The sequence below is a fragment of the Propionicimonas sp. T2.31MG-18 genome, assembly GCF_964266745.1.
Classification (GTDB): domain Bacteria; phylum Actinomycetota; class Actinomycetes; order Propionibacteriales; family Propionibacteriaceae; genus Propionicimonas.
Genome location: NZ_CAXWGX010000027.1, coordinates 215,422 through 229,757, shown reverse-complemented (window position 1 = coordinate 229,757; position 14,336 = coordinate 215,422). Strand labels below are relative to the sequence as shown.

Genomic DNA, 14,336 nt, shown 5'->3' with positions numbered 1-14,336 from the left:
CTCAGGCCCGCTCGAACGGCAAGGGCTCGGGGCTCAGCGTCACCGCGGCCACCTGCCGCGTGACGCGACGCCGGTGGTGCCGGCGGCACAGCACCTGGTAGGCGACCTCCGCGGAATCGGTGTCGCCCACCACGACCTGCGACCCCTCGGTGACCATCTGGCCGTTCACGGTGCGGGCGTTGTGGGTGGCCGGTTCGCCGCACCAGCAGCGCGGGCGCACCTGCAGCAGCTCCATCCGGTCGCACAGTTCCACCAGCCGCTGGGACGCGGGGAACAGCTGGGTCCGGAAGTCGGTGAGGATCCCGAAGCAGAAGACGTCGATCTGGAGCTCGTCGACGACACGCGCCAGCTGGTCGACGTGGGCGACGGTGAAGAACTGCGCCTCGTCGCAGACGAGGAAGTCGATCCGCTGGCCGGCGGTGAGCTCGGCCACGACGTAGCGCCAGAAGTCGAGGTCCGCGGTGACCTCGGTCGCGGGCGCCGTCAGCCCGATGCGCGACGTGATGGCCGGCTCTCCCGACCGGTCCAGCATGGTGAACAACCGGCCCTTCCGGCCGGCTTCCGACTCGGTGTAGGCGACCTGGAGCGCCAGCGTCGACTTGCCGCAGTCCATGGGACCGGTGAAGTAGGTCAGTTCAGCCACGGGCGTCATTCTCGCCCACGCTCGGCACAGGTACCTACTCGATGACCGCCCTCGTGCGCCACGATGGGCAACCGGGTAGTGGCGGGACGAAAACCGACGAGGACGGACGGGGTGGACATGGAGCGACAGCACCGGGACGAACCGTCGGGCGACGTGCGGGTCCGCCGCGTGCTGCCGGCCACTCTGGAACGGACCTGGCACGCCTGGACACGCCCGGACGAGTTCGCCGCCTGGGTCTGGCCGCCGTCGTTCGCCTCCTACGCGTCGATGGACGTCGCGGTCGGCGGCCGTTTCCTCCTCACCTCTGCGGCCGCCGGGATCGGGGCGTCGGGCACGTACCTCGCCGTCGAGGAACCGACCCGGCTGGTCTTCACCTGGTGCTGGGACGGGGAGGAGGACAGCACCACGGTGACAGTGACGCTGGGCGGCCTCGGGTCGGGCACAGAGCTCAACCTGCGGCACGAGGGGTTTACCTCCCCGCAGGCCCGCGACGACCACGAGCGTGGCTGGACCGACTGCCTGGAGCGCCTACCGGGCCTCCTGGCCGGGGGGTAGCGACTCAGGCCAGGATCAGCGGGACGGTCATCTCCTCCGCGGTCAGCGATCCGTGCATGCCGACCAGCCGCAGCTCCTTCGGCAGGGTGCGCGTCATCACCGCACCGTCGTCCGCCATCGCGACGAGGACGTCGCCGAAGCGGCCCGCCAGCCGTGGGGACACCTCGCCGAACCAGCCCTCCTCGACCGCCTCCTGGCGGCGACGCACCCAGGCCTGCTCCCCCAGCCGGTCGCGCCAGCGGGCGGCGACGGCGTCCGGGTGGCGCGTCATCAGCTGCCGGAGGCGCCCCTCCCCGGCCAGCGCGGTCACGTCCGCGAGCAGTTCCGGCTCGTCCTCGACGACCACGCGGTTCGCGCGCGGGACGTTCACCATGCCGTGGTCGCCGGTGACGACGATCACGACGTCATCCCCGAGCTCGTCCCGCAGGCGGGCGACGAGCGCGTCGACCGTCGCGAGCTGGGCGAGCCAGGGCCCGGACCCGACGCCGTGCTCGTGCCCGGCGTGGTCGAGCTGGCGCTCGTAGAAGTAGCCGAGCGTGCGAGGGCCGGCGGTCACCGCCTGTCCGGCGAGCGCCACCCGGCGCGCGGCGTCCGTCTCGTCGTGCACCGGGAGGAACGACGGGCCGCGCAGCGCGGCGGTGGTGAGGCCGGTGCCGGCGAAGAAGGCCGGGGCGATGGCCGCCGTCCGCACACCCGCCCGCTCGAGGCGCTCGAAGGCGGTGAGTTGCGGCTGCACGTCCAGGCCGTTGATGTCCGGCGGCCAGCGGAGGGTCTGCAGGACGCGCTGCGCCTCGGGGTACCAGAAGGCGTAGCCCGCGATGCCGTGACGGCCGGGTGCCAGCCCCGTGCCCAGGCTCGTGATGGACGTCGCCGTCGTGCTCGGCACGCCGGAGGTGATGGTCCGGCCCGCACCGGCGGCCAGGAACGGCGCCTCCGCGGCGTAGGTGGCGAGCTGCGCAGCGCCCAGGCCGTCCACGAGCACGACGAGGTAGCGCTCGGCGTCGGGAAGCCCCAGGACGTCCTGCGCACCCGGGACGCCCAGGTGTGCGGCGAGGCTGGGCAGCAGGTCAGCGAGCGTGGACCGGCCGTAGCCGGGGACCACCGGAGCGCTCACCCGCGGGAGCCGGTCGCCAACTGCAACGCCGTGCCGAAGGTGATCAGCTGCGAGACCTTCGTGTCGCCGTCACCGGCGGCGCTGATCCGTACGGTGAGGTCGTCACCGGCGAGCATGCCGGTGAGGCCGTGGTCGGCATCGCACTCCGGGTCCGCACAGTGCGCCGGCTCGAGGTCGATGCGGCGCATCGTTCCCCAGACGATCGTCAGCCAGGCCTCCGCGACGGAGGACTTCCCCGCGCCGTAGCGCTCGGGACGGGAGATCGTCTGGCTCAGCGCCACCGAGTTGATCTCGCGCAGCGGAACCGACTCGGTCGTGGTCAGGGCCTGCGACTCGCCGGGGTTGTCCCCCTCGTCCGTGTGCGCCACGATCAGCCGGGTCCCGGTGAGCACGAGGACGGAGAGGTGTCGCTGGATCTCCTCGCGGTTGAACGTCGCCTCGTGGTGCACCAGGTGCGCGATCGGCTCCTCCGGCCCGAGGGCGAGCGAGACGGCGTCAGCCACCAGTTCGGGGAAGTAGCCGCAGCCATGGATCTCGGAGAGAAGGCCCGGCGGCAGGTGCAGCGCAGGACGAGGCGTCATTCCGCCATCTTCCCACGCGGCGCCGGTCGCTCCCCAATTCGCGGATCGGGCGGCCGCTCCCTACTCAGGCCCGGGCTCGTCTGCTCCTCGCAGGCCAGCCGCTCCCTACTCAGGCGCGGGCTCGTCTGCTCCTCGCAGTTCGTTCCTCACTGCTCGTCGAGACTCGTCGCGGTTCAGCCGCTCCCTACCCAGGCCCGGGCCTCGTCTGCTCCTCGCAGTTCGTTCCTCACTGCTCGTCGAGACTCGTCGCGGGCCAGCCGCTCCCGCGGCTGGCCCTGCTCCTCGTCTAGTGTGTGGTGGCGTGAGCACCCGTCCATTCATCGCCGCACGCGTGGAGGAGTTCATCGACCGGCGGGTGGAGGGCCTCCTGCGCGTGCTCGGCTGGCGGGAGAAGGTGATCTGCTACACCGGCTACGGCACGAGTGAGAGCGTGCGGGTGCTCGGCCGGGTGGTGCTGGTGCCCAAGCGGGCCCGCAGCGGCCTGGGCAAGGCCACCGAGGACCTGATCAAGCGCCGGGGCTTCCGCAACTTCTTCAGCACCGCCGTCGTCCGCGCCGCCGTCACCATCACGGTCGGCGACCAGGTGGTCAGCATCACCACCGACCGCGGGGGCTACATCGACGCCCGCATCCGCAACCACGGACTCGAGCCGGGCTGGCGACAGGTGCGCGTGCGCAGCCGCACCTCGAAGGTGTCGCTCGCCGACGTGCACGTGATCGGCGACGACGTCGACTTCGGGCTCATCTCCGACATCGACGACACCGTCATCACGACCTGGCTGCCGCGTCCGATGATCGCGGCGTGGAACTCCTTCATCCGCGACGAGTCGGCACGGCAGGCCGTCCCCGGCGTGGCCCGGATGTACCAGGCGCTGCTCGCCGAGCACCTCGGCGCACCGGTGGTCTACATCTCGACCGGCGCCTGGAACACCCACGGCTTCCTGTCCCGGTTCCTCAAGCGGCACGGCTTCCCCGCCGGGGCCATGCTGCTCACGGACTGGGGGCCGACCAACACCGGCTGGTTCCGCTCCGGCGTCGCCCACAAGGCCGATACGCTGCTGCAGCTGACCCGTGACTTCCCGCGCATCTCCTGGGTGCTGGTGGGCGACGACGGCCAGCACGACCCGGTGACCTACGCCAACTTCGCCAACGTGGCCCCCGACCGGGTACGGGCGATCGCGATCCGCCAGCTCTCGCCCACCGAACAGGTGCTCGCCCACGGCACCACCACCGTCCTGCCGGAGGAGCAGCAGGCCGCGGCCGACACACCCTGGGTGGTCGCACCCGATGGACGCGGACTGCTCGCCGGGCTGCGCGCGCTCCCCGACGTCCTATGACGAACTGACGAAAGAAGGAAGTACAGCCAGATGGTTGCCAAGCCGCCGGTCGATGACGAGGTCGCCGAACGCATCGTCGACATCGACGTGTCCGAGGAGATGGAGACCAGCTTCCTCGAGTACGCCTACTCGGTCATCTACTCCCGGGCGCTCCCCGACGCCAGGGACGGCCTGAAGCCGGTCCAGCGTCGCATCCTCTACACGATGGACCAGATGCGGATCCGTCCCGACGTGTCGCACGTGAAGTGCTCCCGGGTCGTCGGCCAGGTGATGGGCCTCTACCACCCCCACGGCGACTCCGCGATCTACGACGCCCTCGTCCGGCTCGCCCAGCCGTGGGCGATGCGGCTGCCGACGGTCGACGGCCACGGCAACTTCGGCTCGCTCGACTCCGGGCCGGCCGCGATGCGGTACACCGAGTGCCGGATGGCGCCGGCGGCGGTCGCCATGACCGCGGACATCGAGTCCGACACCGTCGACTTCCGCCCGAACTACGACGGCAAGGAGTCCGAGCCGACGGTGCTGCCGTCCGCCTTCCCCAACCTGCTGGTCAACGGCAGCACCGGGATCGCCGTCGGCATGGCGACCAACATCCCGCCGCACAACCTGATCGAAGTCGTGCAGGCGCTGAAGCACCTGCTGTGGCACCCGGACGCCGACACCGACGAGCTGATGCGGTTCGTGCCCGGCCCCGACTTCCCCGAGGGCGGGAAGATCATCGGCCTGGACGGCATCCGTGAGGCGTACGCGACCGGACGCGGCAGCTTCCGCGTCCGCTCCTCCGCGCGGATCGAACAGGTGCACCCGCGCCGCAAGGGCATCGTGGTCACCGAGCTCCCCTACCTGATCGGCCCCGAGCGGATCATCGAGCAGGTCAAGACGCTGGTCGGCAACAAGAAGCTGACCGGCATCGCCGACATCAAGGACCTCACCGACCTCGCCAACGGCACCCGCCTGGTGATCGAGGTGAAGAACGGCTTCAACCCCGAGGCCCTGCTGGAGGAGCTCTACCGGCTCACCAAGCTCGAGGACTCGTTCGCGATCAACAACGTCGCGCTGGTCGACGGCCAGCCGAACACCATGCCGCTCAAGCAGATGCTCGAGGTGTTCCTCGACCACCGCCTCCAGGTGATCCGCCGCCGCTCCTCGTTCCTGCTGGGCAAGGCGAGGGATCGCCTCCACCTCGTCGAGGGCCTGCTCATCGCCATCGTCGACATCGACGACGTGATCGCCATCATCCGGTCCTCCGACGACGGCGCCCAGGCGCGGTCGCGGCTGATGGACGCCTTCGAGCTCACAGAGCTGCAGGCCAACTACATCCTCGACATGCAGCTGCGGCGGCTGACGAAGTTCTCCACGATCGAGCTCGAGGCCGAGCGCGACAAGCTCTGGCTGACCATCAACGACCTCCAGGGCATCCTCGACTCCGACCAGCGGCTGCGCGAGGTGACCGCGCACGAGCTGGACGAGGTGGCACGCACCCACGGCACGCCGCGCCGGACGATCCTGCTGGCGTCCGCGGGCAACCAGGTGACGGCGGCGAAGGCGTCCGGGGCCGCCCTCGAGATCGCCGACGACCCCTGCTGGGTGATGTTGTCCTCCACCGGGCTCCTGGCGCGCACCGACAATGACGAGCCGCTGCCGACGTCCGGCCCGCGGGCGACGCACGACGTGATCAGCTCGGCGGTCCGCACCACCGCGCGCGGGGAGTTCTGCGTGCTCACCAACCGCGGGCGCCTGGTGCGCGGCCAGGCCATCGACGTGCCGTCGGTACCGGTGACCGCAGCAGCCCCCAACCTGCAGGGTGGGTCGCCGGCGGCCGAGTTGCTGCCGCTCGACCCCGGTGAGCGCATCCTCGGGCTCGGCACGCTCGGCGAGGGCACGTTCGGCTGGGCCGTGGGCACCCGCCAGGGCGTGGTGAAGCGGGTGAACCCCGAGATCATCGGCAAGGACGCCTGGGACATCATCCGCCTCGACGACGGCGACGAGGTCGTCGGTGCGGTCGAGCTCGTCCACGACCTGGTCGAGCTGGTGTTCATCACCAGCGACGCGCAACTGCTGCACTTCCCCGCCTCCGGGGTGCGCCCACAGGGCCGCTCGGGCGGCGGCATGGCGGGCATCAAGCTCGACCGCGGCGCCCGGGTGGTGTTCTTCGGCGCGATGCCGATCGCCGACTCGTCGGTCGTCACCGTGGCGGGGTCGTCCTCCGCCCTCCCGGGCACGGAGACGGGGAGCGTGAAGGTCACTCCCCTCGCGGAGTACCCGGGCAAGGGGCGCGCGACCGGCGGCGTCCGTTGCCAGCGGTTCCTGAAGGGCGAGGACGGCCTGGTTCTCGCCTGGGCCGGGCCGGACCCGGCGATCGCGGCCGCCGCCAGCGGGACGCCGATCGACCTGCCCGCCCCCGACCCGCGCCGCGACATGTCGGGGACACCCGCGCCCCAACCGATCGCCGCCGTCGGCTCCCGCTACCACGCCTGAGCGGCCCTGCGCCCCGGGTGGGGCGTCCGGCCGGTCGCTCGCCCGGGACTCCTGTCACCCGTTCGGGGACTTGGGTCCTCCGGATCCCGACCTACGGTGGAGGCACCGTCAGCAGTGACGTCGGGGGGCGTCCGCGACGGGAGCGTGCTCGCGCCGGGGGGGGCGCCGAGCCACGCCGGGTCCGGCAGCTGGGGCGATGCCCCGGCGCCGGACCCCCACCCCGTGGGACGATGCCCGCGTGACCGAGTGGATCCTGACCTCCTGCGCCGTCCTCGCCCTCGCCGGGGCCGGAGCGTCCTGGTGGTGGGCGGCATCGGCCCGCGCCGCCCGCGACGAGGTGCTCGCCGTCGCCGAGCAGGCCCGACACGCCGTCGCGGGCCTCTCAGGACCGGCCACGGCAGACCCCGCACCACTACCCCCGGAGGCGGCGGTCGACCCCGTCCCGTTGGCGCTCGAGCCCGGGACCGGCGTCACCTGGAGACTGCGCAACACCTCGCCCGACGCCCTGGTGATCGAGGACCTGGCCAACCCCGGCGACTTCGTCCGCCGTCCGTTCGACGCCCTGCCCGCCGCGGTCGCGGCCGGTGACGCGACGGACGTCACCCTCGTCGGGGCGTGGGGCCACCCGCTCCCCGCGGCGATGGACCTGCGCCTGGCCGGTGTCGACCGGGTCGTCCGGGTGCCGCTGCCGTCCGGCATCGGCTGAGAGCGTCGGCGGAGGGTCAGTCCTCCGCGTCCTCCGGGGAGCCCGGCGACGACGGCCCGTCCTCCCCGGGCAGGTCGGCGTCCTCGGGGTCGACGTAGGGGTGCGGCGTCGCACCGGGGGCCTCCAGCGTCCCCGCGACGTCGGCGACGTACAGCTGCAACTCCCGCTCGGTGCGCCGGTAGCCGGTGGACGGCGGCCTCTTGGGCAGGTCGAGGTCGAATCGCGGCACCCGCTGGTACGGCACGGACGCGAGCAGGTCGGCGATCATATTCAGCCGGGCCCGCTTCTTGTCCTCGGCCTCGACCACCCGCCACCGGTTCCCCGGCAGGTCGGTGTGCACGAACATCTCGTCCTTGGCCCGGCTGTACTCCTCCCAGCGCGTCAGCGACTCCAGGTCGGTCGGCGAGAGCTTCCAGCGGCGCATCGGGTCGGTGAGACGGGAGCGGAACCGCTTCTCCTGCTCCTTGCCGGACACGGAGAACCAGTACTTGCGCAGCATGATGCCGTCCTCCATCAGCATCTGCTCGAAGATCGGGCACTGGCGCAGGAACCGCTGGTACTCCGCAGCCGTGCAGTAGCCCATCACGCGCTCCACGCCCGCGCGGTTGTACCAGGAACGGTCGAACAGGCGGATCTCCCCTGCGGCGGGCAGGTGCTCGATGTAGCGCTGGAAGTACCACTGCGTGCGCTCGCGCTCGGTCGGCGCGGGAAGCGCGACGATGCGGGCCACCCGCGGGTTCAGATACTCGGTGATCCGCTTGATCGCGCCGCCCTTCCCTGCGGCGTCACGGCCCTCGAAGATCACCACCAGGCGCCTGCCCTCTGTGCGGATCCACTCCTGCATCTCCACCAGCTCGGCCTGGAGCCGGTTCAGTTCGGCCTCGTAGAGCTCGTCGTCGAGTTTCGGGCGCTTCTTCGATCCCATGCGGGCAATCGTTGCACCCCGCGGGTCCCCGCGCAGGACCCGCGGGAATGCTCGTGCCTACTTGACGCCCATCTTCCCCAGCGCGTCCTTCAGCGCGGCCTTCGCGATGTCGACCTGCTTCTGGTACTCGGCGAGGTTGCCGGCCCGCAGGGCCGCGTCCGCTGCGGTGAACGCCGCGTCCGCCTTCTGCAGCGCGGTCACGGCCGCCTGCTGGTCGGTTCCGGACGGCGTCCCCGGCTGGTTCGGCTGGCCGGGCTGGTCGGGCCCGCCCGGCGTCGTCCCCGGATCCTCGCCGGTGCTGGCACCCGCGTCGCCGGCGAACACCTGGTCGAGCGCCTCCTGCAGGGTCGCGGCGATCCCCACGTGTTCACCGAACCGCACGGCCACGAGCTGGAGCGTCGGGTAGGACCCGCTGCCGCCCTCGCGCATGGTGTAGATCGGCATCACGTAGAGCAGGCCTGAGCCCATCGGCAGCGTCAGCAGGTTCCCGTAGCGCGCCTTCGCCGAGCCCTGGTTCAGGTAGGACCGCAGCAGGTCGGCGAACTTCTGGTCGGTCGTCATGGCGTTCGCCGTCTGGCTCGGACCGGCGATCTGCTGCGTGTCCGACATCCGCAGTACCCGGAGCTTCCCGTAGTCGGGGCTGGTCGCCTCGGCCACCACCGACAGGTAGGACGCCAGGTTCTGCCGGTTGTACGGCACGAAGACCGCCGTCTGGCTGAACACCGGGGAGCTGTCACCCGGCCACTTGATCGAGAGGTAGTACGGCGGCTCCGCTGCGGAGCTCTGTGTGGTCTCCGCCTGTCCCGGCATGGATGCGACCGGGTCGGCCGGCACCTGCCACAGGTCGGACTGCTGGTACCACGCGTTGGGGTCGGTCATGTGGTAGCGGGTCAGCACCTGCCGCTGCACGCGGAACAGGTCCTCGGGGTAGCGCAGGTGGGCGAGCAGGTCGGGCGTGATCTCCGAGCGGGGCTTCAGGATGTCCGGGAACGCCTTGCCGTACGCCTGCAGGATCGGGTCCTCCGGCTCCCAGGCGTACAGGGCGACCGTGCCGTTGCTCGCGTCCACCACGGCCTTCACCGAGTTGCGCATGTAGTTCAGCGCCTGGTCCGCGCCCGGCCCCGGGTTGTTCTGCGCGTCGGTGATGGCCGAGCGCAGGGACACCAGCTGGCTGTTGGGGTAGTTGCGGCTGGTCGTGTAGCCGTCGACGATCCAGACCAGCCGGTGGTCCACGACCGCCGGGTAGATGTTGGAGTCGAGCGTCAGCCAGGGCGCCACCTGGGACACCCGCTCCTGGGGCGTGCGGTCGTACAGGATCCGGGACTGCGAGTTGACGCGGTCGGAGAGCAGGATGTTCAGGTCCATGAAGTGCGCCGCGTACAGCACCCGGGTGAACCAGTCACCCATCGGCACGCCGCCGGTGCCGGCGTAGGTGTTGGTGGCCTGGTTCGCGTCCGGGGTGTCGAACTCGATCGGCGGCTCGCCGGGCTCGCGTCCGACGATCGCGAAGGCCGTGGTGTTCTCGCCGAAGTAGATGCGTCCCTCGTACTCGGGAAGGGCGCCCTCCGGCGGCAGGTTCTTCTCGATCCACACCGGGTCGCCGGAAGAACTGCGCTGGTTGCCGTACGCGGCCACCAGCCCGTAGCCGTGCGTGTAGACGGTGTGGACGTTGTTCCAGTTCTGGTCGGGGAGCTTCGCGTAGTTGATCTCGCGGGCGGCCACCACGGCGTCGGTCTCGGTGCCGTCGATGACGTACCGGTCGACGTCCAGCATCTCGGGGAAGGTGTACCAGCCGCGCAGCTGCTGCTGGTTCTCGAAGGTCGGCGCCACCACCGCCGGGTCGATCAGCCGGATGCCGGGCAGCGTCTCCGCGTCCTGCTTCAGCTGGCCGGGACGCACCTGGGTGACCGCGGCGTACGGCTCGACCTCGGTCTTGTCGATGTCGTAGGCCGTCCGGGTCGCGGCGATGTGGTTCGAGATGTAGGGACCCTCCAGCACGGGCTCGTTGGGCTTCACCTGGAAGCTCTGGACGACCAGCGGATAGATCAGTCCGAGGATCAGCCCGGAGACGACCATCAGCACCAGCGAGGTGGCGGCGACCGTCCAGCGCCGCAGGAACCCGTTGGCGAACAGGACCGCTGCCACGAGGAACGAGATCACGGCCATCACGAGCTTCGCGGTGAGCCGTGAGTGGTCGTCGGTGTACTGCATGCCGGTGAACAGCGTGCCCTGCTGGAGCAGGAAGCCGTACCGGTCGAGCAGGTTCTGCAGGCCGTAGCCCACCAGCAGCAGCCCGGCGAGGACGGACAGGTGCACGCGGGCGCCGTTGCCCCGGGCGGCCCGCCCACGCCCCGAGGCGATCCCGCCGACGGCGAAGTGCACGGCCGCGGCGGCGATGAGCGCGAAGAAGACCGCCCCGAGCAGGAAGGACAGCACGTCCTGCCAGATCGGGTACTCGAAGACGTAGAAGCTCGCATCGAGCCCGAAGTAGGGGTCGGTGGTGCCGAACGGCACCCGGTTCCACCACGCCAGGTACTCCAGCGACTGCCCCACGGCGGATGCGCCGGCGACGAGGCCGAGGAACGCCGACGGCACCAGGATCGCCAGCCAGATGTTCGCCTCGAGCAGGTCACGGTAGCGGTCGAGGACGGCGCTCTGGCCGGTGCGCCGGGAGGCGGGCCGCAGGCGGTACGCCATCCACATGTTCCCGCCCACGAGGACGGCCATGGCGAGCGCGAACGCGCTGAACAGCAGGACCTGGGCGAGGAGCTGGGTGCTGAAGACCTGCGGGAACGACACCGAGTCGAACCACAGCTTCGTGGTCCAGACCTCGGAGAAGATCACGAAGGCCGTGACCAGGGCGGCGAGCACCAGGATCGTCGGCACCAACGGTCCACGGCGCGTCACCTGCGACGACACGTTCACATCCACTCCTCACGGGCCGCGGCCGGTGCGCGGCCTCGGGTCACTCCAATGTATGCGCCAGCGCGGCAGCCAGGGCGGGCACCAGGTCGGCACCGCCGAGCAGGTCGCCGTCCTGGTCGCGGACGCGGGCCACGCCGTGGCTGTCGCCGTCACGGGTCACGCCGACGACGACCCGCAGGTCGAGGCGTCGCGGGTGCGCGGCGACGGCCAGCGCCGCCTCCTCGGGACTCTCGGGCAGTTCGGCCTCCGCGTCCGCGGGGAGGAAGGCACGTTCCACCGCGAGCACGCAGCCGGCGACCGTCTGCGGCCAGGTGATGCGCGCGAGCGCCTCGCCCAGGTCGGTGCCGGCGTGGAACTCGTCCTGCTCGATGGAGCTGAAGCCGTCCGGAGAGGTCACCGACAAGTGCTCGGCCAGCGCCGGTTCCGCTGCGATCAGGTCGGCGGTGCGCACGAGGGCGAAGAGGCGGGCGGGCTGGTCCCAGCCGAGGCGGGCGACGTGGCGCTCGACCTCCACCAGCGCCGCGACGAGGGCGTCGTTCACTGGCACCCCACCACCGAGTCAGCGGTCTCGGGCCTGGTCAGCGCCGCCAGCGACTGGATCGCTCCGCTGAGGGTGTCCACCGGCACCAGCCGCAGACCCGGGGGCACCGCGCCGACGTCGACACAGTTGCGCTTGGGCAGCAGGAAGACCGTCGCGCCGTCGCGCGACGCGGCGGCGATCTTCTCCTGGACGCCGCCGATCGCTCCCACCGTGCCCTCCGCGTCGATGGTCCCGGTGCCCGCGATCACCCTGCCGTCGGCGATGTCCGCCTCGGTGAGCTTGTCCGTGATGGCGAGGGCGAACATCAACCCCGCGCTGGACCCGCCGACGGCCGGGTCGATGGCGAAGGTGACCTTCGGCTTGTAGGTGTAGCCCGTGGTCAGCGTGATGCCGACGATCGGCCGGTCGGGGTTGGCCGCGGTCGCGCGGGTGGTCACCGTGAGCTGGAGTCGCTCGTTGTCGCGCAGCACCGTGAACAGCACGGCCTCGCCCACGTGGTGGGCGGCGACAGCCTCCTGGACGTCCGCGACGGTGGTGGTGGTGCCCTCGTCGACGGCCTGGATCAGGTCGCCGGGGACGAGGATGTTGTTCGACGGGCCGGACGTGGTGACCGAGCGCACCATGGGCCAGCTCGCCACCGGGACGCCGGCCTGCCGCAGGGCGGCCACGACGGCCTCGGACTGCGACCCGGCCATCAGCACGGACTCCTCGCGGTCGATGTCGCTGGAGGACTCCCCCGTCGGGTACACCGCGGTGCGCGGCAGCACCTCACGGGAGGGCAGCCAGTAGGCGAACAGCATCTCCGGAAGGCTCAGCGAGCCGCCCGGCGGCGTCACGCCCACCGTGGTCATGAGCAGCGACCCGGTCGTCGGGAAGGTCTTCGCACCGGAGATCTCGATCGCACTGTTCTCCGCGGCGATCAGGTCGTGGGTCCCCCCGGGCGACCAGGTGACGAAGGGCACCGGGACGAGTGCGATCACCGCGGCCAGCACGACGAACAGCACGGCCGACACCGTCGCCGTCCACGTCTGCCTGGTCACGTCCCGCCCTTCCGGCCCGCATCAGGGGCCACCCGTTCCGACCCCCGACCCTACCGTGCCGGCAGCACCGTGGCTTGGCAGGTGCGGGACAATGGAGACCACGCCAGCGTGAGGAGCCCGATGACCGACCCGTCGAACCCTGATCGTCCCGAGCCGGACGGCGAGGAGGAGGCCCTGCTGCGGTTCCTCGCCCAGTTCGGCATCACGCCGGGGCCCGACGGGCGCCTCGACATCGAGTCCCTGCTGGGGCGCATGCAGGGACTGATGGGCGCCTTCACCAGCCAGATGGCCAGCTTCGGCAAGTCGGATGCGGAGTCCGGCATGAACTGGGGCTTCACCAGGGACATCGTCCGCCGGGCGACCGCCGCCGCCGGCGCCGATCCCGAGCCGACGGCGGCCCAGCAGGCACAGGTCCGCGACGCCGTTGCGCTCGCCGACCTCTGGCTCGACGAGGAGATCGCCTTCGACCGGCTCGGCGTCCCCGCCCGTGCCTGGACCCGCTCGGAGTGGGTCGAGCTGACCTATCCGACCTGGCAGCAGCTGGTGCGGCCGGTGGTCAGCCGCCTGTACGCCGCGCTGCGGGCCCTCATCGAGAGCCAGGGCCAGGTGCCCGCTGCCGAGCCGATGCTGCGGATGGCCCTGACCGGCATGTTCGCCGCCCAGATCGGGCAGTCGCTCGCCGGGCTCGCCACCACGTCGGTCAGCGCCGGTGACACCGGCCTGCCGCTCACCGGGCAGCCCCTGGTCGCGCTGCTGCCCACCAACATCGCCGCGTTCGCCGACGGGCTCGAGACCGACTCCTCGGACGTCCTGCTGTTCCTCGCCGTCCGCGAATCCGCCCGCCAGCGGTTGTTCGCGTCCGTCGGCTGGCTGGGGCCGCAGCTGCTGGCCCTCGTCGAGCACTACGCCCGCGACATCGAGATCGACCCGGACGCCCTGGAGCAGGCGATCGAGGGCCAGCTGAACGCCGCCATGACCGCGGGCGAGATCGAGGAGGCCGGCCAGGCGCTGGCCGGTTCCCTCTTCGCACCGCAACTCACGGCGGAGCAGAAGGAGGTGCTGGAGCGGCTGGAGACGCTGCTCGCCCTCGTCGAGGGCTGGGTGGACGAGGTCGTCGCGCAGGTCGCGGGAACGCGGATGCCGGTGGCCGCAGCCCTCACCGAGACCCTGCGCCGCCGGCGCGCCAGCGGCGGTCCCGCCGAGGCAGCGCTGAAGGCCCTCGTGGGGCTGGAACTCCGTCCCCGCCGGACCAGGGACGCCGCGAACCTGTGGGCTGCGACCCGCTCGGCGCGCGGCTCGGCCGCCAGGGACGCCGCGTGGGACCACCCGGACCTGCTGCCGACCTCCGCCGACCTGGCCGACCCGCTCGGCTATGCCGCGGAGGGCCACCAGCCCTCGGCGCCCGACGACCTCGACGCCGAGCTGGCCCGTCTGCTGGAGGAGGAGGGCCGCGCGGACGGCTGACCGCCCCCGCTGCGCCCCTCCCATCGAG

The 14,336-nt window shown here is 71.5% G+C and carries 12 protein-coding genes; 5 read left to right on the top strand and 7 right to left on the bottom strand.

Annotated features, from left to right (window positions below):
* Position 1: 1 nt before the first annotated feature.
* The gene (locus tag ACFQQJ_RS14015; protein ID WP_377107335.1) at positions 2 to 643 is read right to left on the bottom strand and encodes a thymidine kinase; all 642 of its coding nucleotides are present in this window, start codon (positions 641 to 643) and stop codon (positions 2 to 4) included.
* 117 nt (positions 644 to 760) lie between these two features.
* On the opposite strand from ACFQQJ_RS14015, the gene ACFQQJ_RS14010 reads away from it, so the two are divergent.
* Complete coding sequence (locus tag ACFQQJ_RS14010) at positions 761 to 1,198, top strand: SRPBCC domain-containing protein (RefSeq protein WP_377107333.1); 438 nt, start codon at positions 761 to 763, stop codon at positions 1,196 to 1,198.
* A gap of 4 nt (positions 1,199 to 1,202) precedes the next feature.
* Here ACFQQJ_RS14010 and ACFQQJ_RS14005 read toward each other — a convergent pair whose 3' ends face one another.
* Together ACFQQJ_RS14005 and ACFQQJ_RS14000 are read right to left on the bottom strand one after the other, a co-directional pair.
* Positions 1,203 to 2,312 (bottom strand): alkaline phosphatase family protein, encoded by a 1,110-nt coding sequence (locus ACFQQJ_RS14005; RefSeq protein WP_377107332.1) that lies wholly within the window; start codon positions 2,310 to 2,312, stop codon positions 1,203 to 1,205.
* Positions 2,309 to 2,893, bottom strand: a complete 585-nt coding sequence (locus ACFQQJ_RS14000; protein WP_377107330.1) for a DUF5998 family protein — start codon at positions 2,891 to 2,893, stop codon at positions 2,309 to 2,311. Before ACFQQJ_RS14000 ends, ACFQQJ_RS14005 begins: the two co-directional genes overlap by 4 nt.
* A gap of 301 nt (positions 2,894 to 3,194) precedes the next feature.
* On the opposite strand from ACFQQJ_RS14000, the gene ACFQQJ_RS13995 reads away from it, so the two are divergent.
* The 3 genes from ACFQQJ_RS13995 (at position 3,195) to ACFQQJ_RS13985 (ending at position 7,413) form a co-directional block, all read left to right on the top strand.
* Positions 3,195 to 4,229, top strand: coding sequence for an App1 family protein (locus ACFQQJ_RS13995; RefSeq protein ID WP_377107328.1), 1,035 nt, complete (start codon positions 3,195 to 3,197; stop codon positions 4,227 to 4,229).
* Between the two features lie 30 nt (positions 4,230 to 4,259).
* The gene (locus ACFQQJ_RS13990; protein ID WP_377107326.1) at positions 4,260 to 6,707 is read left to right on the top strand and encodes a DNA topoisomerase (ATP-hydrolyzing) subunit A; all 2,448 of its coding nucleotides are present in this window, start codon (positions 4,260 to 4,262) and stop codon (positions 6,705 to 6,707) included.
* 238 nt (positions 6,708 to 6,945) lie between these two features.
* Positions 6,946 to 7,413: a hypothetical protein gene (locus ACFQQJ_RS13985; RefSeq protein ID WP_377107324.1), complete on the top strand. Its 468-nt coding sequence runs from the start codon at positions 6,946 to 6,948 to the stop codon at positions 7,411 to 7,413.
* A gap of 16 nt (positions 7,414 to 7,429) precedes the next feature.
* On the opposite strand, the gene ppk2 is transcribed toward ACFQQJ_RS13985, so the two are convergent.
* The 4 genes from ppk2 to ACFQQJ_RS13965 are packed head-to-tail and all read right to left on the bottom strand — an operon-like array spanning position 7,430 to position 12,844.
* Positions 7,430 to 8,338: a polyphosphate kinase 2 gene (ppk2, locus tag ACFQQJ_RS13980; protein WP_377107322.1), complete on the bottom strand. Its 909-nt coding sequence runs from the start codon at positions 8,336 to 8,338 to the stop codon at positions 7,430 to 7,432.
* Between the two features lie 57 nt (positions 8,339 to 8,395).
* A complete protein-coding gene (locus tag ACFQQJ_RS13975; protein ID WP_377107320.1) occupies positions 8,396 to 11,263 on the bottom strand; it encodes a UPF0182 family protein in 2,868 nt (955 codons plus the stop codon).
* A gap of 40 nt (positions 11,264 to 11,303) precedes the next feature.
* Complete coding sequence (locus ACFQQJ_RS13970; RefSeq protein WP_377107319.1) at positions 11,304 to 11,804, bottom strand: PPA1309 family protein; 501 nt, start codon at positions 11,802 to 11,804, stop codon at positions 11,304 to 11,306.
* A complete protein-coding gene (locus ACFQQJ_RS13965) occupies positions 11,801 to 12,844 on the bottom strand; it encodes a PDZ domain-containing protein (RefSeq protein WP_377107317.1) in 1,044 nt (347 codons plus the stop codon). Before ACFQQJ_RS13965 ends, ACFQQJ_RS13970 begins: the two co-directional genes overlap by 4 nt.
* 120 nt (positions 12,845 to 12,964) lie before the next feature.
* Here ACFQQJ_RS13965 and ACFQQJ_RS13960 point away from each other — a divergent pair, with 120 nt between their 5' ends.
* On the top strand, positions 12,965 to 14,308 hold the full coding sequence (locus ACFQQJ_RS13960; protein WP_377107315.1) for a zinc-dependent metalloprotease: 1,344 nt from the start codon (positions 12,965 to 12,967) through the stop codon (positions 14,306 to 14,308).
* Positions 14,309 to 14,336: the final 28 nt, after the last annotated feature.

Bases quoted from the DNA above. Each gene is read 5' to 3' on its own strand.
- ACFQQJ_RS13960 (WP_377107315.1), top strand. From the start codon at position 12,965: ATGACCGACCCGTCGAACCCTGATCGTCCCGAGCCGGACGGCGAGGAG.
- ppk2 (WP_377107322.1), bottom strand. From the start codon at position 8,338: ATGGGATCGAAGAAGCGCCCGAAACTCGACGACGAGCTCTACGAGGCC.
- ACFQQJ_RS13990 (WP_377107326.1), top strand. From the start codon at position 4,260: ATGGTTGCCAAGCCGCCGGTCGATGACGAGGTCGCCGAACGCATCGTC.
- ACFQQJ_RS14010 (WP_377107333.1), top strand. From the start codon at position 761: ATGGAGCGACAGCACCGGGACGAACCGTCGGGCGACGTGCGGGTCCGC.
- ACFQQJ_RS14000 (WP_377107330.1), bottom strand. From the start codon at position 2,893: ATGACGCCTCGTCCTGCGCTGCACCTGCCGCCGGGCCTTCTCTCCGAG.